Origin of the sequence: Halovivax cerinus (assembly GCF_024498195.1) — an archaeon.
GTDB lineage: Archaea > Halobacteriota > Halobacteria > Halobacteriales > Natrialbaceae > Halovivax > Halovivax cerinus.
Map to the genome: position 1 here is coordinate 3,730,561 of NZ_CP101824.1, position 20,645 is coordinate 3,751,205.

General features: G+C 66.8%; 18 protein-coding genes. 4 read left to right on the forward strand and 14 right to left on the reverse strand.

Translation table 11 applies throughout. The features are described from left to right. Positions 1–20: 20 nt before the first annotated feature. From NO366_RS17715 to NO366_RS17730, 4 genes are all read right to left on the reverse strand, one after another. Complete coding sequence (locus tag NO366_RS17715) at positions 21–1,211, reverse strand: NAD-binding protein (protein ID WP_256532113.1); 1,191 nt, start codon at positions 1,209–1,211, stop codon at positions 21–23. A gap of 87 nt (positions 1,212–1,298) precedes the next feature. Next, positions 1,299–1,613, reverse strand: coding sequence for a HalOD1 output domain-containing protein (locus NO366_RS17720; RefSeq protein WP_256532114.1), 315 nt, complete (start codon positions 1,611–1,613; stop codon positions 1,299–1,301). A 154-nt stretch (positions 1,614–1,767) separates the two neighbouring features. Next, entirely contained in the window at positions 1,768–2,652 is an 885-nt protein-coding gene (locus NO366_RS17725; RefSeq protein ID WP_256532115.1) for an ATP-dependent ribose-1-phosphate kinase, read from the reverse strand. A 166-nt stretch (positions 2,653–2,818) separates the two neighbouring features. Continuing rightward, positions 2,819–3,649, reverse strand: a complete 831-nt coding sequence (locus NO366_RS17730; protein ID WP_256532116.1) for a DUF63 family protein — start codon at positions 3,647–3,649, stop codon at positions 2,819–2,821. Between the two features lie 180 nt (positions 3,650–3,829). Here NO366_RS17730 and deoC point away from each other — a divergent pair, with 180 nt between their 5' ends. Next, positions 3,830–4,471: a deoxyribose-phosphate aldolase gene (gene deoC, locus NO366_RS17735; RefSeq protein WP_256532117.1), complete on the forward strand. Its 642-nt coding sequence runs from the start codon at positions 3,830–3,832 to the stop codon at positions 4,469–4,471. Positions 4,472–4,536: 65 nt separating this feature from the next. Here deoC and ppc read toward each other — a convergent pair whose 3' ends face one another. Beyond that, complete coding sequence (gene ppc / locus NO366_RS17740) at positions 4,537–7,227, reverse strand: phosphoenolpyruvate carboxylase (RefSeq protein ID WP_256532118.1); 2,691 nt, start codon at positions 7,225–7,227, stop codon at positions 4,537–4,539. 167 nt (positions 7,228–7,394) lie between these two features. Continuing rightward, positions 7,395–9,293, reverse strand: coding sequence for a Hef-associated nuclease (gene han / locus NO366_RS17745; RefSeq protein WP_256532119.1), 1,899 nt, complete (start codon positions 9,291–9,293; stop codon positions 7,395–7,397). Positions 9,294–9,547: 254 nt separating this feature from the next. On the opposite strand from han, the gene NO366_RS17750 reads away from it, so the two are divergent. The 3 genes from NO366_RS17750 to NO366_RS17760 all read left to right on the forward strand — a co-directional run bounded on the left by NO366_RS17750 (position 9,548) and on the right by NO366_RS17760 (position 12,294). Next, positions 9,548–11,185: a sensor histidine kinase gene (locus NO366_RS17750; RefSeq protein ID WP_256532120.1), complete on the forward strand. Its 1,638-nt coding sequence runs from the start codon at positions 9,548–9,550 to the stop codon at positions 11,183–11,185. A 96-nt stretch (positions 11,186–11,281) separates the two neighbouring features. Beyond that, positions 11,282–11,782, forward strand: a complete 501-nt coding sequence (locus NO366_RS17755) for a Mov34/MPN/PAD-1 family protein (protein WP_256532121.1) — start codon at positions 11,282–11,284, stop codon at positions 11,780–11,782. Continuing rightward, positions 11,773–12,294, forward strand: a complete 522-nt coding sequence (locus tag NO366_RS17760) for an FAD synthase family protein (protein ID WP_256532122.1) — start codon at positions 11,773–11,775, stop codon at positions 12,292–12,294. Before NO366_RS17755 ends, NO366_RS17760 begins: the two co-directional genes overlap by 10 nt. 33 nt (positions 12,295–12,327) lie before the next feature. Here the strand turns inward: NO366_RS17760 and NO366_RS17765 are convergent, their stop codons facing one another. From NO366_RS17765 to NO366_RS17800, 8 genes are all read right to left on the reverse strand, one after another. After that, positions 12,328–12,474 (reverse strand): hypothetical protein, encoded by a 147-nt coding sequence (locus NO366_RS17765; RefSeq protein WP_256532123.1) that lies wholly within the window; start codon positions 12,472–12,474, stop codon positions 12,328–12,330. A gap of 125 nt (positions 12,475–12,599) precedes the next feature. Further along, positions 12,600–13,742, reverse strand: coding sequence for a pyridoxal phosphate-dependent aminotransferase (locus tag NO366_RS17770; protein ID WP_256532124.1), 1,143 nt, complete (start codon positions 13,740–13,742; stop codon positions 12,600–12,602). Positions 13,743–13,783: 41 nt separating this feature from the next. After that, on the reverse strand, positions 13,784–14,194 hold the full coding sequence (gene ribH / locus NO366_RS17775) for a 6,7-dimethyl-8-ribityllumazine synthase (RefSeq protein WP_256532125.1): 411 nt from the start codon (positions 14,192–14,194) through the stop codon (positions 13,784–13,786). A 130-nt stretch (positions 14,195–14,324) separates the two neighbouring features. Next, positions 14,325–15,746 carry an ABC transporter ATP-binding protein gene (locus NO366_RS17780; protein WP_382273728.1) on the reverse strand — a complete coding sequence of 474 codons (1,422 nt, stop codon included), beginning with the start codon at positions 15,744–15,746 and terminating at the stop codon, positions 14,325–14,327. Continuing rightward, positions 15,739–16,908 carry an ABC transporter ATP-binding protein gene (locus NO366_RS17785; protein ID WP_382273727.1) on the reverse strand — a complete coding sequence of 390 codons (1,170 nt, stop codon included), beginning with the start codon at positions 16,906–16,908 and terminating at the stop codon, positions 15,739–15,741. The genes NO366_RS17780 and NO366_RS17785 overlap by 8 nt, the downstream gene beginning before the upstream one ends. Continuing rightward, on the reverse strand, positions 16,908–17,927 hold the full coding sequence (locus tag NO366_RS17790; protein ID WP_256532126.1) for an ABC transporter permease: 1,020 nt from the start codon (positions 17,925–17,927) through the stop codon (positions 16,908–16,910). The genes NO366_RS17785 and NO366_RS17790 overlap by 1 nt, the downstream gene beginning before the upstream one ends. Continuing rightward, entirely contained in the window at positions 17,927–18,961 is a 1,035-nt protein-coding gene (locus NO366_RS17795; RefSeq protein ID WP_256532127.1) for an ABC transporter permease, read from the reverse strand. The genes NO366_RS17790 and NO366_RS17795 overlap by 1 nt, the downstream gene beginning before the upstream one ends. Before the next feature lie 9 nt (positions 18,962–18,970). Next, positions 18,971–20,584, reverse strand: a complete 1,614-nt coding sequence (locus NO366_RS17800) for an ABC transporter substrate-binding protein (RefSeq protein WP_256532128.1) — start codon at positions 20,582–20,584, stop codon at positions 18,971–18,973. Positions 20,585–20,645 lie beyond the last annotated feature (61 nt).

Consider the following 20,645-nt stretch of genomic DNA (forward strand, 5'->3'; position numbering starts at 1 on the left):
CTGCGCGCGACGGGGTCGCGCTACTCCTCGCGAAGGATGCGGTCCACGATCGCCGAGGAGTCGCCGTCGAGCGCCGAGCGGACGAGGAGGTGCCCCCCGAGCTGTGACGGGCTGATGACCGCGTCGGCGCCGGCGCGATGCAACTTCCGGGTACTCTCTCGGTCGGTCGCCGAGGCGACGATCCGGACGTCAGGACGAAGTTCGCGTGCGGTCAGGATCGCCAGTGCGTCGGTGGCGTCGTCGTTCGTCGCGACGACGACGGCACGCGCCCGGTCGATTCGTGCGCGGCGCAACGGCTCCTCGTCGCTCGGATCCGCTGCGACGACGGGAACGTCGGCGGCGACGAACGGCTCTGTCGCTTCCTCGTCTCGGGTGACGACGGCGAACGTGAGTCCCGCTTCGACGAGTTCTTCGATGATCGGTTCCGTCAGGTCCCCGTAGCCGAGGACGAGCACGTGGTCGTCTAGGGTCTGGAGCTGTGAGTCTGACATCTTTCCGAGTGTTTTCGAGATTCGCGCCTGAATCGCCGGCCCGACGAGGGCGCCGACGGCGATACCGAAGCTGGCGACACCGAGGACGAGCACCGACATGGTGAACAGGACCGCGGCCTCGGAGGACTGGTTCGGTGTGATGTCGCCGTAACCGACGGTACTCGACGTGATCAGGGTGAAGTAAAACGCGTCGAGGATCGTGTCGATACCGTCGAACTGCTCGCGGAGATGGTAGCCACCGATCGTCCCGTAGAGCTGGACGCCGGCGAGGGCCGCGCCGGCTGCGAGCTGTGTCGTCGTCAACGAGAGCTGGGCGTCGAACCGGTGGCGAGAGAGGATCAACACCGGAACAGAGACCAGCGAGAGGACGACCAGCGGCATCGAGTAGGGACTCGCCTGTAACAGCCCCTGCACAGCCGAAAGCGGCATGAGCAGGAGCGTCGCCCACCAGCCGGCGCGTAACCCGCGACGGAGTGCGAAGGCGCTCGCGACGGTCGCGAACCCGGTGAGAGCGCCCGTAAAGCCGGCTGCTTCCGTAACGACGGTCGGTACGGCGGACGCGAGCGGGCCGTACGGATCGCTGGGTCCGGTGAAGATCGCGACGACGGCCGTCGCTACCGACAGGAGCGCGACGGTCATTGCGAGTCCGACGGTCCCGCGGGTCGTCAGGAGGTATCGCCAGTCGGTCGCGCTGTCGGGCCGACCGGCAGCCTCGCTCATAGCACCCTGTCGAACTGGTACGGTGATAAATCCAGCCGATAACGGGTGGCGTTGGCGCGTGCAGTCACCCGTCTGATGGACGCCTCCTCAACGCGTCACCCGTTCGAAGACGCGGACCGTCTCGTTTCCGACGACTACCGTCGCGGTGTCCGTGACGAAACGAACCTCTCCCTGGGCGCGCGCGGTTTCGTCGGGTCTGGACGCGAACAGGGCGTCGAGTGCTTCAGGATCGATATACTCGTAGAGGGGCGTCTCCATCGCCGTCGGCGCCGTCCCTTCGAACTGGGCGAGCGCGTTCACCACGGCGACACTCGCCGGTTCGCCGGTCGATCGACTGTACTCCACCCACCCACGGCGCATCCCCAGATCTGGGCCGCAGTCAGTAGCGTTGGCCTCTGTCATGTCTCTCTGCCGTCTGGCTGACGGACTAGGTGCACCACCAACGGGTGCCCCCTTATCGGTTCCGTCAGACACCGGGCGGTGAGAACTGCGTGCGTGACAGTCACGGGCACGCTGTGAAACACGCACAGGACGCCCGAATGCGCCCGGTCAGGGGTTACGGCAGGTGTTCGGAGCACACAGACCGAACGCGCGACCAGGTGAGGGAGGGCTGGGCACCGAGCTGGCTCGCAGCGATCGCGCCACACGCGTTCCCGACGCGGAGCGCGCGATCACAGTCCTCGTCTCGATGCCACGCGGTGAGAAAGCCCGCCGCGAACGCGTCGCCGGCGCCCGTGGTGTCGGTCGTCGGGACGGTGTATCCGGCGTGATGGCGCGTCGCATCGGGTGCGTGGACGACGGCACCGTCGGAGCCAGCCGTAACGACGACCGTTCGTTCCCCGAACGACAGTTCACCCGACTCCGTCCCCCGGATCGTCTCGGCCTCGCGGCCGGACAGAAAGAGCACGTCGACGTGTGGGAGGGTCGCCTCGATCGACCGATCGGCGATTCGGCGGCCGGGATCGAAGCTGACCGGAACGTCCGCGGAGGTCGCCACCGACGCGGCATGCGCCGTCGTCTCCGACCGATTGCTCGTGAGGTGGACGTGGTCCGCCCGCCTGATCGGACTCGGATCGACAGCCGCCGGTTCGAGCGCTTCGTTGGCGCCGTCGGCACCGACCACTGCGACCGCACCCGCGTCGTCGACCAGGATGTACTTTCGCGTCGTCTCGCGACCGGGTATCCGCCGTACCCCCGAGCAGTCGACACCGGACTCCTCGAGGGACTGGACGACGCTGTCGCCGCAGTCGCCACTCCCGACGCTGCCGACGAGCGAAACGTCGACGTCTAGCGCCGCCAGCGCCGACGCGACGTTCGCGGCGCTCCCGCCACAGCCACAGCGGCGCTCTCTGATCGTCGCCTCACCGTCGACACTGGGGAGCGAATCGACGCGGAGAGTGACGTCCCAGTTGACGTGACCGGCGACCACGCAGCGATCCATTCGTCGACGGTGATGCTGGCTCCACCCTTAGGTGTCTCGGCGTTTCACATCGCGTGGGAGGCTCCGGCACGACGCGGCGGCGATCCGTACACGCCGTGCGAACGGGAATCGTCCACGGCGAACCGACGATGATCGTCGTTCCTCCCTTCGAGCAGGCCATATGGCGTCAGCCCGTGATCGTGAACAAAAGCAGGTTGTGAAAGCCAGGACCGAGACCGACGGCGGCGACCAGACCGAGGGCCACCCGACCCGCACGCGGGCGGTCACGAATCAGGTCGGCGAACAGGCCGACGACGGCCATCGCGAGCAGCAGTTTGACGAGGACGAACAGCCAACCCGCACCGATGTACTCGGCGGTCGGAAGCCCCGCCGCGACGTCGAGGATCGCGAGTGAGAGTGGGACGTCTTCGCCCGCACCGAGGACGTCGTACCCGATCGCCGTCGAGACACCGTCCAGGACCTGTGCGAAGCAGACGAACGCGCCCGTCAGGCCGGTGATAGCGGCGACGTCGGTAAACCACAGGCTCAGCGCGAGCCAGGCGATGGCCGTAACGATGCCGGTGACGACGACGGCGATCACCGGCCAGAACGGCGCGAACGACTCGGCGTTCAGGCCCACCATCAGCGCCGCCGTCGTGAAGACGGAGAGAAACGCTGTCCCAGTGATACCGACGAATCGCGGGATCGACCGGTAGAGGCCGCCGGCGTGTAAGAAGTTCGCGATAACCCAGACGAGCCCGGCCGCGATCGCGGTCGTCGCGTACACGCTCGGCATCTCGAACAGCGGTGCGATCGCGTCCGGAAACGCCGTAATCGGCTCGCGTCCGAGTACGTACAGCGTCGACCCGAACATCATCCACGGCGCGAAGGCGACGACCGTCCGGTCCGTCACCGGCGGGTCGATCGCCCAGAGTATCGCTCCGACGCCGGCCAGGCCCAGCACCAGCACCACGAGGAAGTACCAGGGCGGTATCGCAAATCCTTCCGGCAGTACCATGCACTATCACGCTCACAGCAGGGTCAAACAAGTTGCGATTGGAATCCCTCGATAGTCGTGACCGACACGGTACCCCGCCCGCCGGGGCAGGGGCCGCGCCAGAGTCCACCCGAACGCGTCGCCAACGGCTCGTTCGACCGAACCCAATCGGCTTTTGTCCTCGCCGCGAGAGCGACACGTATGAACCGAGACGCGCTCGCGTCGCGCATCGATCACACCGTCCTCGGCCCGGGGACGACGCCAGCCGACGTCCGCGAGTGCTGCACGGCTGCGGCCGATTACGGCATGAACGCCTGCGTTCCTCCGTGTTACGTCGACGACGTTCGCGAGGAGGTCCCCGAGCTCACGATCGCGACGGTCGTGGGCTTCCCGCACGGTCAGCACGAGCCGGACGTGAAGGTCGAAGAGGCCGTCACCGCCTGGCGTTCGGGCGCGGACGAACTCGACGTCGTCTGCAACGTCGGCCGACTGCGCGCCGGTGACGGGGACGCGGTCGCCGCGGAACTCGCCGAGCTCGTCGCCGCCGTTCCGATTCCCGTGAAGGTGATCGTCGAAGCCCCGCTGCTCACCCCGGATCAGCTCGACGCCGCCTGCGCGGCCGCCGTCGAAGCCGACGCCGCGATGGTGAAGACGGCGACCGGTTTCGGTGGGGGCGGCGCCATCGTCGAGGACGTCCGCCGGATGGCCGAGTTCTTGCCGGTGAAGGCCAGCGGCGGTATCGGCAGTTACGACGAAGCGATGGCCATGCTCGACGCCGGCGCGGACCGGATCGGTGCCTCTACCGGGGTGGGCATCCTGGAGGAGGCGCCGACGTCTCCCTGATCGAGCGGGCGAACGACGACGGACCACGACGTGATGAGACCCCTGCTACGGCGGACGACGACAGATCACCCCGTGTTCTTCATTCCGGCCGCGATTCCGGTGATGGTCAGCCGCAACGTGCGCTCTTCGACCGCGTTCCGATCCGACTGAGAGAGCAACGCGACCTGGAGGAGGTTGAGCGGATCGACGTACGGATTTCGTCGCCGCGTCGACTCGGCGAGCCACTCGCGAGTGTGGAGGTCGTCCCGCCGGGCGATCGTCGTGACGAGGTCGACCGCGCGGTCGTACTCGTCCGAGAGTCGGGGGAAGAACGCCTCGCGAAGCTCCTCGTCCGCGAGCGCGGCGTACTCGGCGGCGACCTCGAGGTCGGTTCTGGCGAGCGAGAGCGCGGCGTTGTCGAGCGTCGTCCGGAAGAACGGCCACTCGTCGTACATCGTCCGGAGGACAGAGACGTCCCCACCGGCCTCGAGGTACGCGTCGATCCCCGTCGCCAGGCCGTACCAGCCGGGCAAGATGCACCGCGACTGGGTCCACGAGAAGACCCAGGGAATCGCCCGCAGGTCCTCGACCGAACGCTCGTCGCTGCGGGAGGCCGGGCGCGAACCGAGGTGTAAGTCTTCGATGACCGAAATCGGCGTGACTTGCTCGAAGTACCGGACGAATCCCTCTCGTTCGAGCAGGTCGCGGTAGGCCGCCCGCGCCCCGTCCGCCATCACCTCCATCGCGTCGAGCCAGTCGTCGTCGATGGACTCGCGCGACGTCTCGATCGCCCGCTTTCGGGCGCGCAGTTGGGCGTTCACCATCTGTTCGACGTTGCGCGCCGCGATGTCCGGGTGACCGTACTTCTCCGCGATCGCCTCACCCTGTTCGGTGAACTTGACCTGGCCGGTGACGGTCGGATTGGGCAGCGCGAGCAACGCTTCGTTCATCGGTCCGCCCCCGCGGGAGATAGAGCCGCCACGACCGTGAAAGAGCCGCAGGGTCACGTCGTGGTCTTCGCAGATGCGTGCGAGGCGACGCTGGGTCCGGTACAAGGACCAGTTTGCGGCGAGAAAGCCGTTTTCCTTGTTCGAGTCGGAGTAGCCGAGCATGATCTCCTGCGTCCCGTCGCGGGCGGCGAGCGCCTGCGCGTACGCCTCGTTCTCGAACAGCGTCCCCATGATACGACGTGCCCCCGAGAGTGCGGATTCCGTCTCGAGAAGCGGCACGACGTCGAGCCCGCAGTGATCTGGCAGCGAGACGACGTCGGCCTGATCGGCGAGGAAGAGCACCTCCAGGACGTGACTCGGTTCCTCCGTCATCGAGATGCAGTAGGTGTCGATCGCGTCGACGCCGTACTCGCGCTGCCAGTCGGCGAGGCGGTCGAAGAGGTCGAGAACCCGCGCCGTCGACTCCGAGAGCCCGTCCGCGTCGCCGACGTCGATAACTGCCTCGTCCTGCGTGATCGCGTCGGTCAACAGGGAGACGCGTTCGTCCTCGCTCAGATCGCGGTAGGCGATTCCCTCCCGTTCGAGGACCTCGGCGATGGCGTCGGTGTGCTTCTCTCGGTGATCGCGGAGGTCGAGACTGGCCAGCGAAAAGCCGAACGTCTCGACCTGTCTGCGGAGCGGATCGACGTGGACCGACGCGACCGACGACGCGTCGTTGGCCCGTAGACTGTCGGCGATGACCGTCAGGTCGTCGTGTAGTTCGTCGGCGTCGGCGTATCCGCCCGGACGGACGTCCGTCACCCGATCGAGACGCTCGCGCACGAGCGCGACCTTCTGTCTGTACGGCTCGTCGGGGTAGCGCTCCTCGTACCGCCGCACGCACCGGGGCAAGCGGTCGCGATCGGCCGCGATCGACGCTTCGAACGCGCTCCCGACCGAGAGGCGCCGTCCCTCCTGACTCAGTGCGCTGAGAAGGCGGTCCAGAGACGAGCGGTAGCGCCCGAGGATCGCCTCGCGCTGGCGTTCGAGGGTGTTCGCGGTCACGTCGGGCGTGACGTACGGGTTGCCGTCGCGGTCGCTCCCCGCCCACGATCGAAACTCGAAGACCGTCGGGACGTCGACGGTGCCGTCGGTCGCCTCGTCGACGACTCGCTCCAGTTCGTCGTACACGTCGCCGACGACGTCGAACAGGGAGTTTTCGACGTACCACTGGACGTTCCGTGCCTCGTCCGCTACCTCCGGCTGTCGCCGTCTGACCTGGGGCGTCCCCCAGAGACTCGTCACTTCGGCGTCGATGGCCCGCCAGATGCGATCGGCCTCGGCGTCGGTCAGCAGGCGTTCGTCGAGCGTCTCGAGAGACGTCGCGATGGTCCGAAGTTTCGCCTTGACCGTCTTCCGGCGGGCCTCCGTCGGGTGTGCGGTGAACGTGGGTTCGATCGAGACGTCGTCGAGGATGCGCGCGACGGTTTCGTCATCGAGCGCCGCGAGGTCGTCACCCGCCGCGGCCAGACTGTCCGCGAGCTGGCCCTCCTGACCGCGCCGGCGAACCGACCGGATCCGCTCGCGTTCCTCGGCGAGGTTGACGAGTTCGAAGTACGTCGCGAACGCGCGGGCGACCGTTCGCTGACGCGACGGCGACAGTGCTTCCAGTTCGTCCTGGATCGGATCGCGGCTGTCGCGGTCGCCAGATCGATACTCGATCGCCGCCGTCCGCACGGATTCGACGCTCTCGAAGGCTTCATCGGACGTCTGGCGTTGCAAGACGTCGCCCAGGACCGTCCCGAGTTCGCGGACGTCCGCGGACAGGTCCCTGTTGAACAGTTGCATACTACGGTCCACTGCAGAGGGCGTCAAAAAACGACCCCGTCGCGCAGGTATTGCCTGATCGGTCACGCACGAGTGTGGCCCGGCTAGTCGGCACTCGCTGGAACCAGTCTGTCCTCGCTGGAACCGGTCAGTCGTCGCTGGAACCGGTCAGTCGTCGCTGGAACCGGTCAGTCGTCGAGTGGAGCGGTGCTCGACAGTTCCTCGTCGATCGGCGCGTCGGCCATCTTCTCGACGAGGGCGTCGATCACGTCTTCGCGCTTGCCGCGGACGAACTTGATCGAACCGACGACGAGGTGACCGCCGCCGGAGATCCCCGCACCGGGGACCTCGTCTTTGAGTTCCGCCACCATCTCGGGGATGTCGAGGCGGACGCCGTCGCTCCGGAGGACAGCGAAGTCTGGACCGTAGCCGACCGTGATGACTGGATCGCCGGTCTCCGTGACCTGCTCGTCGTGGATCTCGCCGGTGGTCTTGCCCGGCGCAGGGTAAGTAAATCGGTGCGTGTGGTTCTCGACGTCGATTCGGTAGAGATGGGCGCCGTTGTCGAGCGACTCGTGTTCTAAGTGTGGCGACGCGTCGTCGAGTTGCGTCTGGATCGCCTCGCTGGCGCTTGATTCGAACATCGAGACGACGGCCTCGTGGTGGGCGGGGTCGCACTCGACACCGAGGACGTCCGTGATAAGGGGCGTCCCGGCACTGTATCGCAGCCAGTGGGCCGCGTAATCGAGCGCCTCGCTGACGTCGCGAAGGTGGGCCTCGTCGTAGCCCGCGTCGGCGGCGAGGTCGATGTAGTCGGCCATGGCATCGGCCTTCGACCGGTCCGCAAGACCCGCGACTGCGGGCAGGTGACTGATCTCGTCGGCCAGGTCGGGGTAGATCATCCGGGCGAGTTCGACGCAGAGCATCCCGGTGGTGATGCGGTAGTCTTCGTCGTGGAGGTACGGGTTGACGTGGGCGTCCAGCAGGTCCCCGACTGCGTCGGGGTCGGGGTGGTGGTGGTCGATCGCGAGGATCGGAATGTCGTAGTGAGCGAGCGTCTCGTAGGACGGAACGTCCTCGGCGGTCGAGCCGTTGTCGAGCATCACCAGCATGGGGAGTTGCTGGCCGTGCTTCGCGCGATCCTCGAGCGCGAACGTGAGGTCGCGCGTCGAGTCCTCCAGTTCGTAGTACGGGGCCTTGCTCGGCAGACGCTTGAAGAGGTGACGCGGCGCCTCGGGTGATTCGTGCACGTCGGCGATGAATCGCTCCAGCGCCAGTTGCAGTGGGACCGCAGCGCACATCCCGTCACCGTCTGCGTGGTGACGGACCCGGATCGGGCGGCCCTCGAGGACGGTGCGCCGGAGGGTTCGGGCGACCTCGGCCAGTTCCTCGCGGAGCGGTTCGAGCGCCGGCCAGTCGATGAGCGAGGAGACGTCGTGCGGTTCGGCGCGCTCGTCGCGGGCGGTCGCAAGTCGCTCGCGCGCGGCCGTCGCGTCGTCGCCGTCCAGTGCGCTCAGCCCGTCGACTTCCAGCTGAATCGCGTCGTTGCGCCGTTCGACCGTCGCGTTGAGGCGGACGACGTCGCCGACGTCGATCGAGGGGAAGGCGCGCACGCCGGCTTCTTCGAACGCGGCGGCCGGGACGACCCCGTACTCGTCGGCGACGTGGAAGATGGTCGGGCCGCCGGTCTGTTTGATCTGGACGATCTCCCCTTCGACGTGAACTTGCTCGCCGAGGTTCGCCTCGAGTCGATCCGTTCCGGTCAGTGAAACCTCGTGTTCGACGGAGACGAGGTCGTACTCCTCGACGTCGGCCGGTGTGAACGAGAGGTCACCGTCCTCGCGAACGGCCTCCAGTTCGACGACGAGTTCGTCGCCGACGCGATAGGTGCCTTCGAGAACGGACTCGTGGACGAGTCCGGAAACGTTGTCGGAGAGATCGACGAAGATACCGTAATCGACAATACCGTTGATCTCCGCGAGATAGGGCGTCTCCGGCTCGACCTCGTCGGGAGGACACGACGGGTCGAGGTCGTAGACGACCGTCTCGCGTGTCTCACCGATGTCGCCGGCGGTCTCACGTGTCATCGTTGCCGGTGGTTTGCGACCGGCGCGTATAACCCTTATCAAGCCGACCGACACGTATAGCCCGTATCAAGCCGACCGGTGCGTGTACCCCGTATCGAACCGACCGGGGCTCGGTACCGTGATCGAAGTCACTTCGATACCCGTGTCGGGATCGCCCTCTCGGGGCTCGGCGTGGGACTTCGTCGCGCCGAACGGGGAGAGAGGGTTGCACAACCGCCACTACACTTTTACCTGGAAGCGACGAACCTCGGGTCATGCGCCGTCGTTCCGGGGAAGACCCAGTGTCGGACCGGGACGGGGGAGACCATCGGCCGATTCGGGTTTGCGTCTACGGCGTCGGATCGGTCGACGGCGAGGAGTTTGCCGCCGCGCTCGCCCGCAAGCGAGACCGATTTCTCGTCGACGTCGTCGACCGACCCGACAGGAAACGGACCGTCGAGTCGGCCGATTGCGGCCTTCTCGTGGCCGACGGAGCGGACGACGCGGTGGACGCTGAATCGCTCGAGATGGCCGCCGCAGCGTTCCGTACTGACCCACCTCGTGCGACGACGAGTGCGGCGGCATCCGAACGTACCCCACCGAACGACGAACTGACAGCTCGTTCGGAATCGACGGCTGTAGCGCCCGGCGACCCGTCGGCGGTTCCGGTCGTCCTCGTCGGGCACGGGATCCGGAGCGACCTCGCGGTGCGGGCGTACGAATCGGGAATCGACGACGTCCATCGTCTCGCGAACCGTGATGGGGTCGCAGACGGTCATCCGCCGACGGAATCTCCAGACGGGGGCCGGGAGACGCTCTCAACCGTAGCGACGGAACTCGCTCACGAAATCGAACGCCTCGTGAGCGAACGACGGCGCACAGCCGCACTGTGCGAAGAACGCGACCGGCTCGAGACGATCGTCGATCGGTTTCCCGGCGTCGTCTACCGGTGTCTGGCGGTCCCCGACTGGCCGATGGAGTACGTCACCGGAGCGGTCGAAGCGCTCACCGGCTACACGGCCGCCGACCTAGAGCGAAACCGATACAGTTGGGGGCGAGACGTCGTCCATCCAGCGGATCGCGAGCGCGTCGCGGACCTCGTGTTCGACGGGCTCGAATCGGCCGGTTCGTTCGAACTCACGTATCGAATCCAGCCCAGAGACGGGACGACGAAGTGGGTCTGGGAGCGAGGCACTCGGGTCGAACCGACACCCGACGGGACGCCGCGAATCGAGGGCTACGTCGCCGACGTAACTGACCGGCGCGAGCGGGCCGAGCAGTTGCAAGTTATCAGCCACCTGCTCCGGCACAACGTCCGCAACGATATGACGGTCGTCCGCGGGTACACGAGCCTGCTCGCCGAGGAAACGGATGAATTCGACGACGAGACGACCGTCATGCTCGATCGCATCGACGACCTGTTGACGACGGTCGACAAGACGCAGCCGATCGTCGACGTGTTGACCACCCCGCACGAACGCGGCACCGTCGCTGTCGACGAGGCGATCGAACGAGCCGTCGAGACCGTCGAGACGCGCCACGAGGTGGCGCCGAGTCGCGTGTCGGTCGTCTCGAAACGGGTCCGCGCGATCCCGGAACTCGAACGCGCGTTCGTCGAGGTCGTAGAAAACGCCGTCGTCCACAGCGATGGCGACGAGCCCGAGATCGAAATTCGGGCGGCGACCGACGACGAGACGGTCGCCGTCTCCGTCGTCGACGACGGCCCGGTGATCCCAGACATGGAGCGAGACATCCTGACTGGTGATCGAACGCCCGAGCCGCTGTTTCACGGCACCGGCCTCGGCCTCTGGCTCGTCGAGTGGATCGTCAGGCGCTCCGGCGGGTCGCTCTCGTTCGACGAGACCGACGAGGGTGGGAACGTCGTGACGCTTACCCTCCCACGCCTCGAGTGACGAGGCCGCGCGGACGATCGAACGGACCGAACACGGATGGTCGACCGCGACGCCGCTTCCGCAACGTTTAGCAACGGCAAGCACGGAGTTCCTGACATGGGCCTGCTCTCCGGGCTATTTCGCTCGAGCGAGATTCTCGGCATCGCCGAGGAGACGCTCGAGTTCGTCCTCGAGTCCGCCGAGGCGACGCACCCGAACGAGTACATGGGCTTTCTCAGGGGGACCGAGGCCAGCCGGCTCGGACTCGACCGCGAGGGACTCGTCATCACCGACGTACTGGTGATGCCCGGAACGACCCAGAACAGCGTCAGCGCGACCGTCAAGACCCACACGATCCCGAACGATACGAAGGCGCTCGGGAGCGTACACTCCCACCCCAACGGCGTCATCCGGCCCAGCCAGGCCGACCTCGAGACGTTCACCCGCGGGTCGGTCCACGTCATCATCGGCGCGCCGTACGGACGCCACGACTGGCAGGCGTTCGACTCCGGTGGCGAGCCGACGACCCTGCACGTTATCGACGTCGAACTGCCGGACGAGGAGGACTTCTTTCACTTCACGCAGCAGGACATCGACGAGGAGCTACAATGGAACTGAGCGACGGCGACGAGACGGACGACGGGACGTCGACGCACGACCGGGACGACTCCCGGACTACTGACAAGCACGACGACGGGCCAAACGGGACGCTCGTCGTCGCTCAGGGAACGTTCGACATCCTCCACCCCGGGCACGTCCACTACCTGCGGGAGGCGGCGTCGATGGGCGACGAACTCGTCGTCATCGTCGCGCGTCGATCGAACGTCGATCACAAGGCCCAGCCGATCTGTCCGGCCTCACAGCGACGGGACGTCGTCGACGCACTGAAGCCGGTCGATCGGGCCATCCTCGGCCACGAGTCCGACATCTTCGTGCCCATCGAGGAACTCGATCCCGACGTGATCGCACTCGGCCACGACCAGCACCACGACGAGGACGCCCTCGCCGACGAACTCGAACGTCGCGGCCTCGGGTGCGAGGTCCGCCGGGCGAGCGGGGTCGAGCCGGCCGACGACGAACGCTACTCCAGTCGGCGGATCGTCGAACGGATCGTAGAGCGTCGGGGCTGAGCGTCGTCGACCACCGTCGGGAGACCGGGACCGTCACGTTCGGCGTACGACCAGCACGACGACACCGACGAGGAGCAACCCGATACCCCACCACAGCGAGTCGCCTGGGAGGCCGATCAGTGCGAGGGTGACGAGTCCCGAGGAGACGAGGGACCAGCCGATAGTCGTTCGGTAGGTCATTGTGCGCTCTTCACCGTCGAGCAAGGTAGAAGGCAGGGGGAGTTCGCAGGTACTGAGTCGGCATCGACGGAAGACGGCGGTGAACGGAACCCGACTCGATTTTGCGTGTGAAAACGGCTGGGGCTTCAGAGGTAACCGGCGTCGACGAGTCGCTCGACGCCCTCGCGGAGGCGCTCCTCGCTGGCGGCGTAGGAGAGACGGGCGTAGCCGGGGGCGCCGAAGGCGCTGCCGGGGACGGTCGCGACGTGGGCGTCTTCGAGTGCGCCCTCACACCACTCGGTATCCGGTGACTCGACCGGTAGCATCATGTAGAACGCGCCGTCGGGCGTGGGCACGTCGACGCCCGCGTCGGCGAACAGGTCGAGCAGAAGATCGCGGCGATCTTCGAACGCGTCGACCATCTGGTCGACGGCGTCGTCGGTGTGTTCGAGCGCCTCGACGCCGGCGTGCTGGACGAAGTTGGTCGCACAGGAGACGGAGTGACTGTGGAGTTTTCCCGCCTGGTCGATCAGGTCCTCGGGCCCGGCGAAGTAGCCGAGCCGCCAGCCGGTCATCGAGTAGGCCTTCGAGAACCCGTTGACCGTGATCGTCCGATCGGCCATCCCGTCGAGTGAGCCGAGGCTGGTCGGGTCGGTGTCGTAGGTGATCTCGCCGTAGATCTCGTCGGCGACGACGGTGACGTCGTGATCGACGGCGAGGTCGCGAACGCCCTCCAGCGCGGCGTCGGAGTAGACCGCGCCCGTCGGGTTCGACGGCGAGTTGACGATCAGCAGGTCCGTCGAGTCCGAGATCACGTTCTCGAGATCGGTGAGGGCGGGTTCGAGCCGGAAGTCGTACGGCGAGAGGTCGACGCGGACGAGCGACCCGCCGGCGAGTTTCACCATCGCTTCGTAGGAGACCCACGCCGGGTCGAGCAGGACGACCTCGTCGCCCTCGTCGACGAGCGTCTGGGTGACCTCGTACAGCGACTGCTTTGCGCCGGGCGTGACGATCACGTTCTCCGGACCGTGGTCGAGACCGTCGGCCCGTAGCTTCGCGGCGATCGCCTCGCGGAGTTTCTGAATCCCGTTCGAGGTGGTGTAGCCGGTGTGACCGGCGTCCATGGCGGCCTTGCCGGCCTCGACGACGTTCTCCGGCGTCGGGAAGTCGGGTTCACCGACGCTCAGGTCGACGACGTCGGCGCCCTCGGCCTCGAGTTCGGAGGCGAGCGCCGAGATGGCGAGCGTGGCGGACGGTTCGACTCTCGTAACGCGGTCTGCGTAGTGCATGCTGAATGTATCTCGTGGTGTGATTGTGCGTGACGCTCCGCTCAGGCCGCCGGCAGCGCGTCGAGCAGGTCGAGCGCGCCGTCGACGGCCTTCTGGGCGTTCTCGACGCGCTCGCGCGCTTCGGCCGCGGACATCCCGGGCCCGGTCACGCCGAACGTGACCGGCGTGTCCCGGTCGAGGCTCACGTCGGACAGCCGCTGGGCGGTCGCGTCGCTGATCACCTGGTCGTGGTCCGTGTCGCCGGTGATGACGCTCCCGACGACCACCACGGCGTCGATTTCGTCGCGGCGGGCGAGGCGATCGGCCGCCAGCGGCGCGTCGTAGACGCCGGGGATCGGCACGACGGCGCCGATTTCGGCGCCCGCGTCGGCCGCCGCCTCGCGGGCCGCCACCTCCATCTCCTCGGTGATCGGCCGGTTGAACTGCGCGACCACCAGTCCGAGCGTGGGCATACGCGAGGCGTCGCGTGGACGCCTAAAAGAGGTACCGTTCCTGGCGAGATCGGGCGCGGTCGAAACGACGGCGGAAGCCGAGAAACGCACGCGTGAACCGGTTCGGACGCCGCCGACGCACGACCTCGACTCACTCGCCGGAATCGCCGGCGGACGGGTGCTCGTCCGCGGGCACCTGCTGGAGGTGGCAGGCCGCCCGCTCGCCGTCCGGGTGGCGGCGCTCGCAGACGCTCTCGTAGCGCTCCCGGAGCGTCGCCGCGGCGGCCTCCCACTCGCCGTCGACGAGCTCGGAGAGGGCCGCGTCGACGCGCTCGGCCTCGGCCGGCGGCAGGGCCTCCTCGAACAGTCGGTCGCGGAGACCGGCGACCGACACGCCCTCGTCTCCGTCGCCCTCGACCGGTTCGAGGCTCACCTCGTGATCCTCGATACGCGCCCGGACGTCCATCACTGCGCGGTACTGGTTCTGCGAGAGCGGGAGGTCGTCCGGCGGGATGACCTTCGGACACCGCGTCCGGAACCGACAGCCAGAGGGCGGGTTTCGCGGCGACGGCACGTCACCCGAAAGCGTCTCCAGTTCGCGGTCGGCCTCGGCAGTCGAAGCGCGCGGGACACTCTCTAGGAGCGCCTCGGTGTAGGGATGTTGCGGGTTCTCGAAGAGTTCGTCCGCGGGGGCGATCTCGACGATCTCGCCCAGGTACATGACCGCAATCCGGTCGCAGATGTGGCGGATGACCCCCAGGTCGTGGCTGATGAACAGGTACGTGAGGTCGAACTCGTCCTGGAGTTCCTCCAGCAGGTTCAGGACCTGGGCCTGCACCGAGACGTCGAGCGCGCTGGTCGGTTCGTCCAGCACTAGGAAGTCCGGGTCAAGCGCGAGCGCCCGTGCGATACCGACGCGCTGGCGCTGGCCGCCCGAGAACTCGTGTGGGTACCGATCGAACTGGTCGGCGGAGAGCCCGACCCGCTCTAACAGCTCCGCGACGCGCTCTCGGCGCTCGTCGGGCGTACCCACGCCGTGAACGTCGAGCGCCTGACGCACGCTCGCGCCGATCGTCATCCGCGGGTCCAGGCTCGAGAACGGGTCCTGGAAGATCACCTGGGCGCGACGACGGAACGGCGTGAGGTCGTCGAGGTTCTCGAGGTCCTGCCCGTCGAACTCGACGGTGCCGCCGGTCGGCTCCTGCAACCGCAGCAGCGTCTCGCCGGTGGTGGACTTCCCGCAACCGGACTCGCCGACCAGGCCGAGCGTTTCGCCCTCGCGGACGTCGAAGCTGACGCCGTCGACGGCTCGGATCGCCGTCGGCTCCTGCCCGAGCAGTCGATCGTACAGCGTGTCGTCCTCGTAGAAGTACTTCTGCAGGTTCCGAACGCGAACGAGCGGGCTCTCGCCAGGTTCGTCCGCCGTCGCGGGCGTCGGCCCCGTCGGCGCCGGTTCGTCGTCGGGTACCTCGCCGACGGGAACGCCACCATAGCGCTCGTCGCCCGGGTGCTCGGTACCCCCACGATCGTCACCCGTTCGTTCGTCCCCGCGGATCGGTCGTTCGCTACTCATCGAAGTATCCCTCCGGGAGCGCTCGGGTCGGATCGTAGTCGTGGTCGGCGAGGTAACACTTCGCGGCGTGGTCCTCGCTCCCCTCGGCGTCGAAGGATGGCGGCTTCTCGAGACACTCCTCCATGGCTTTCGGGCAGCGATCCGCGAAGTAACACCGGTCCTCCATCTCGTCGTCGAGCAGGCTCGGCACGTTGCCAGGGATGGGGTCGAGTTGCTTCCCGGGGTCGTCCACGTCGGGACTCGACCCGATGAGTCCGCGAGTGTACGGATGGACAGGGTCGTCGAACACGTCGGCGAGCGAGCCGCGCTCGACGAGTTCGCCGGCGTACATCACGAGGACGCGATCACTCATTCGGGCGATAACGCCGAGGTTGTGCGTGATCAGGACGATCGTCATTCCCGTCTCCGCCTGGAGTTCGTCCAGCAGTTCCAGAATTTGGGCCTGGATCGTGACGTCGAGGGCGGTCGTGGGCTCGTCGGCGATCAGCACGTCCGGCTCGCCGGCCAGCGCCTGGGCGACCATCGCCCGCTGGAGCATCCCGCCGGAGAACTGGTGAGGGTACTCCTCGGCTCGTTCGGCGGGATCCGGAATGCCCACGAGTTCCAGCAGTTCGATCGCCCGCGCCCGGCTCTCCTCGGTGAGGTACCCTTTCCCCGGCATCGCCCCGCCGATCAGGAACTTGCCGAGGCCGTAGCCCTGGGTCCGCGAGCGGGTCGAGCGCGGGTCCGCGGTCGCGCGACGCTGGACTTCGACCGCTTCTGCGATCTGCTCGCCGACCGGCAGCGACGGATTCAGACTGCTCGCGGGATCCTGGAAGATCGTCGCGAAGCTCTGGCCGCGAAGCGCCCGCCGGTGTCGTGCGGAGAGCCGGCGGACGTCGACGAAGTCGCCGTCGACGGCCGCCGGAACGTCGGACGCCGTCTCCTCGGCGAGGTCGGCGTTGCGGTACCAGATCTCCCCGTCGACGATCCGGCCGGGATCGTCGACCAGGTCGATCAGCGAGAGTGCGGTGACGCTCTTGCCCGACCCGGACTCCCCGACGATTCCGAGGACCTCACCCGCCTCGACGTCGAATGAGATGCCCTCGACGGCGTTTACCTGGCCCTCCTCGGTGAAGAAGCGCGTCGTCAGGTCGCGGACGCGAAGGAGATCGCGCGCCATCAGACACCACCCTCCCCCTGGTCGATACCGGGGTCGAGTGCGTCCCGGAGCCAGTCGCCGATGAGGTTGACACCGACGACCGCGACGACGATACCGACGCCGGGGACGGTCGCGACCCACCACGCCGACGAGAGGTAGTTCCGGCCCTGGGCGATGTCGATCCCCCAGGAGAGGTTGGCCCCCGAGAACCCGAGGAAGGAGAGGGCGCTCTCTAAGAGGATGATCGCGGCGACCTGAATCGTCGCGAGGACCAGGATCGGCGTCACGCTGTTGGGGAGCACGTGCTTGAGGAGGATCGTCCTGTCCGTGGCCCCCAGACTCCGGGCGGCTTTGACGTACTCCTCGTTGCGAACCGACAGTGCCTCGCCGCGGGCCACGCGGGCGAACCACACCCAGTTGACCAGCGCGACGACGACGATCACAGTCCCCGGTAACACGGTATCTGCCGGCATCTCGGGTGTGATTCCGAGCCAGTGGAACGGGTCGGGGATCGGGACGGCCTGCTGGCCCCAGAGCCCGATCAGCGCGATCGCCAGCACGAGCGACGGGAACGCCAGCATGACGTCCGCGGCCCGCATCAGGCCGTCGTCGAGGCGCCCGCCGTAGTAGCCAGCGACTAACCCAACGGTGACGCCGAACCCGACCGCCAGGGCCGTGCCGAACAGGCCCACCAGCAGGGAGGTCCGCGCCCCGAACAAGACCCTGCTGAGGACGTCCCGGCCGACGGGATCCGTCCCGAGTGGATGGGATACGGTGGCGTCGATCTGGACGCGCTCTTGGACGATCTCGATGTCGCCGTCGTCGGTCATCTGGTTCGTCGTCTGGTTCTCGGTGGTGCTGAACCCAAGCGGTGGCAAGTTCGCGTCACCGGGGTTCGTGTCCGTCGGATCGTGCGGTGCCAGGATCGGTGCGAAGGTGGCCGCGAGCAGGACGAACGCGACCAGAGCGATGCCGAGCTTCGCGAGGAAGCTCCGGCGTAATTCCGAGGAGAGACTCCGTCGTAATCGGTCAGAGATCATTATTCGTATCCCACCTGTGGATTGAGATAGGCGTACAGCGCGTCGACTGCCGTGTTCAGAACGACGAAACTCGTACCGATGACGATCAGCGACCCCTGGATGATCGGCCAGTCGCGGACGTTGATCGACTCGATCAACAGCGTTCCCAGGCCCGGCCAAGCGAACACCGCTTCAGTGATGACGGCCCCGCCGATGAGCGTCCCGAGCTGGAGGCCGAGCACCGTGATGATCGGAATGAGGGTGTTTCGCAGCGCGTGACGGTACCGGACCAACGTCTCCGGCAAACCCTTGGCCCGCGCGGCGTCGACGTACTCTTTACCGAGTTCGTCGAGCATGCCGCTACGGGTCAACCGGGTTATCAGCGCCGTGAAGTACGTTCCGAGCGTCGTCGCGGGCAATGCGATGTACCAGAGCCACGTCCGGAGGGTCTCGACGAACGCGCCGACGTCGAGCGGCGCACCGACCGAGAGGCCACCCTCGAACCGCACCCACACGAGCTGGCCGAACGCGTCGGCGAACCCGACCGGCCGGGTACTCGTCGGAAAGAGGTCGAACTGGACGGAAAGTACCAGGATGAGCATGATCCCCAGCCAGAAGTTCGGGGTCGAGATGCCCAGCAGGGAAAAGAGCGTGGCACCGTAGTCTGCGGGCTCGTGACGGCGCGTGGCGGCGACGACACCGAGCGGAATCGACAGTACCATCGCGACCAGGCTCGAGGCGACGGCGAGTTCCACGGTCGCCGGGACGCGTCCGAAGACGATCTCGCTGGCCGGGAGTCCGCGTCGATACGAGTAGCCCATGTCTCCCTGGACCAGGCCCGCGAGGTACTCCCCGTACTGGACGTACAGCGGCTGGTCGAGACCCAGATCAGACGCGATGCGCCGCTTGAGCTCCGGACTCGCGTCCAGTGGAGCGATGAACGTGACCGGGTCGCCGGGAGAGATGACGCGGAGTACGAACACGACGGTTATGACTCCCCAGACGACCAGGACGCCCTGTAGCGTTCGTTTGACGAGGAACCGTCCCAGGGACATTGAACGGCGTTACTGGGACCCCGGCAGGCTCTGTGCCTCCTCGAGCAACTGGTCGAACGCTTCGTTCTTGTAGGAGGTCAGTGCGCCGTCACTGGTCAACAGGGGGATAATCGTCTGGGTCGCGTCGAACACTTCGTTGCCCCACCCGATCAGGTACCAGTCCGGGGCGGTCGTGATGTCACCATCGGTGAGTTCACCGGCGAGCGAGCCGAAGTCCCGTTGCTGGACGGACGCGGAGACGTTGTCGAGGTCGTCGATGTACCCGGCGGTGGCCTGGGCGATCTCGAGATCCTTCAGGTACCGGCCGACCGGCGTGTGGAGGGTGAGCTCCGCTCCCGAGTAACCGGACTCCTCGATAAGCTCTTCCGCCCGGTCCGGATCGTAGGGATACGGATCGATGTCCTCGTTGTAGCCGACGAATCCCTCGAGGGTTGGCTGCCCCGTCTGGTCGGCGAAGCCCTGTAACGTGTCCTCGACGATCGTCTCGAGGTCGATCGCGTAGTTCATCGCGCGACGGAACTCGACGCTATCGAACGGTTCGACGTCGTAGCGCATCCCGTTGTAGATGATCCGCGTACTCGGGACGGCCGCCATCTCCGTCGCCCCTTCGTCCTGGACACGAGAGACTTCCTGCGGAGGAACGTTGACGATGACGTCGGTCTCGCCCTGGATGAGCTGGTTGACGCGCGTGCTGTCCTCTGACGCCGCGCGGAACGTCAACGTGTCGACGTCGGGAGCGCCGTTCCAGTGATCCTGGTACGGTTCGAAGACGACCTCGACGTCGGGTTCGTACGATGCGAGCTGGAATGGGCCGGTTCCGTTCATATCGCGGTTGAGCTCGCCACTCTCGCGAGACTCGATCCAGTCGCGCTGGACGATGTCACAGTACGACGCGAACAGCGAGAAGACGATCGGATTCAGCCCGTCCGAGAAGACGTCGACCGCGTTCTCGCCGTCGACGACTTCCGCGCCCGTGACCCCCGCCAGCTGGTCGTTCTGCGGACTCTCGAGACCGCCAACGTCGGGGTCGACGATCCGGTTGACGCTGAACGCGACGTCTTCGGGCTGGAGCTCGTCCCCGTTGTGGAAGGTGACGCCGTCGCGAAGGTGGAATCGGACCTGCCCGTCCTCGATTCGTTCCCAGTCCTCCGCGAGACCGGCTTGTACCTCACCGTCCGATGTGCGGTCTAGCAGTCGGTCGTACGCCTGGAGCGCGATGTTGGTCGTCGGCGTTTCACGGTGGTCGTGCGGGTCGAGGCCGCTGTCCATGTTCCCCTGGGTGACCACGACCTCGCTCAGACCCGACATCTCGGCGCCCTTGATCAGTTCGTCGTTGCGCGCCGCCCAGTCAAGATCCGCGGACTTTCCGTAGTTGCTGTACTGCCGGTTGAGGAATATCCAGGGCGCCTCTTGGTGGGCTGCGAGGTTCGCCCGCTGAAGATACTCCTCTCTGGTCTCTGGCTCCGGAAGGTCCTCCCACGGTTCCATGTCCGCGACGTAGTCGCCATCGCCACCGTCGCCGTTCTCGTCATCATCGCTATCGTCGCCGCCCAGGCAGCCGGCCAGAGCGAGTACAGCTGCGGCGGAACTCGTCTGGAGCAGTCGACGCCGGTCTATAGTCATATCCTCACAAAAGCAAGTACTCTTATTTATACTTCATGGTGGGATTCATCGGTCGCCGTAA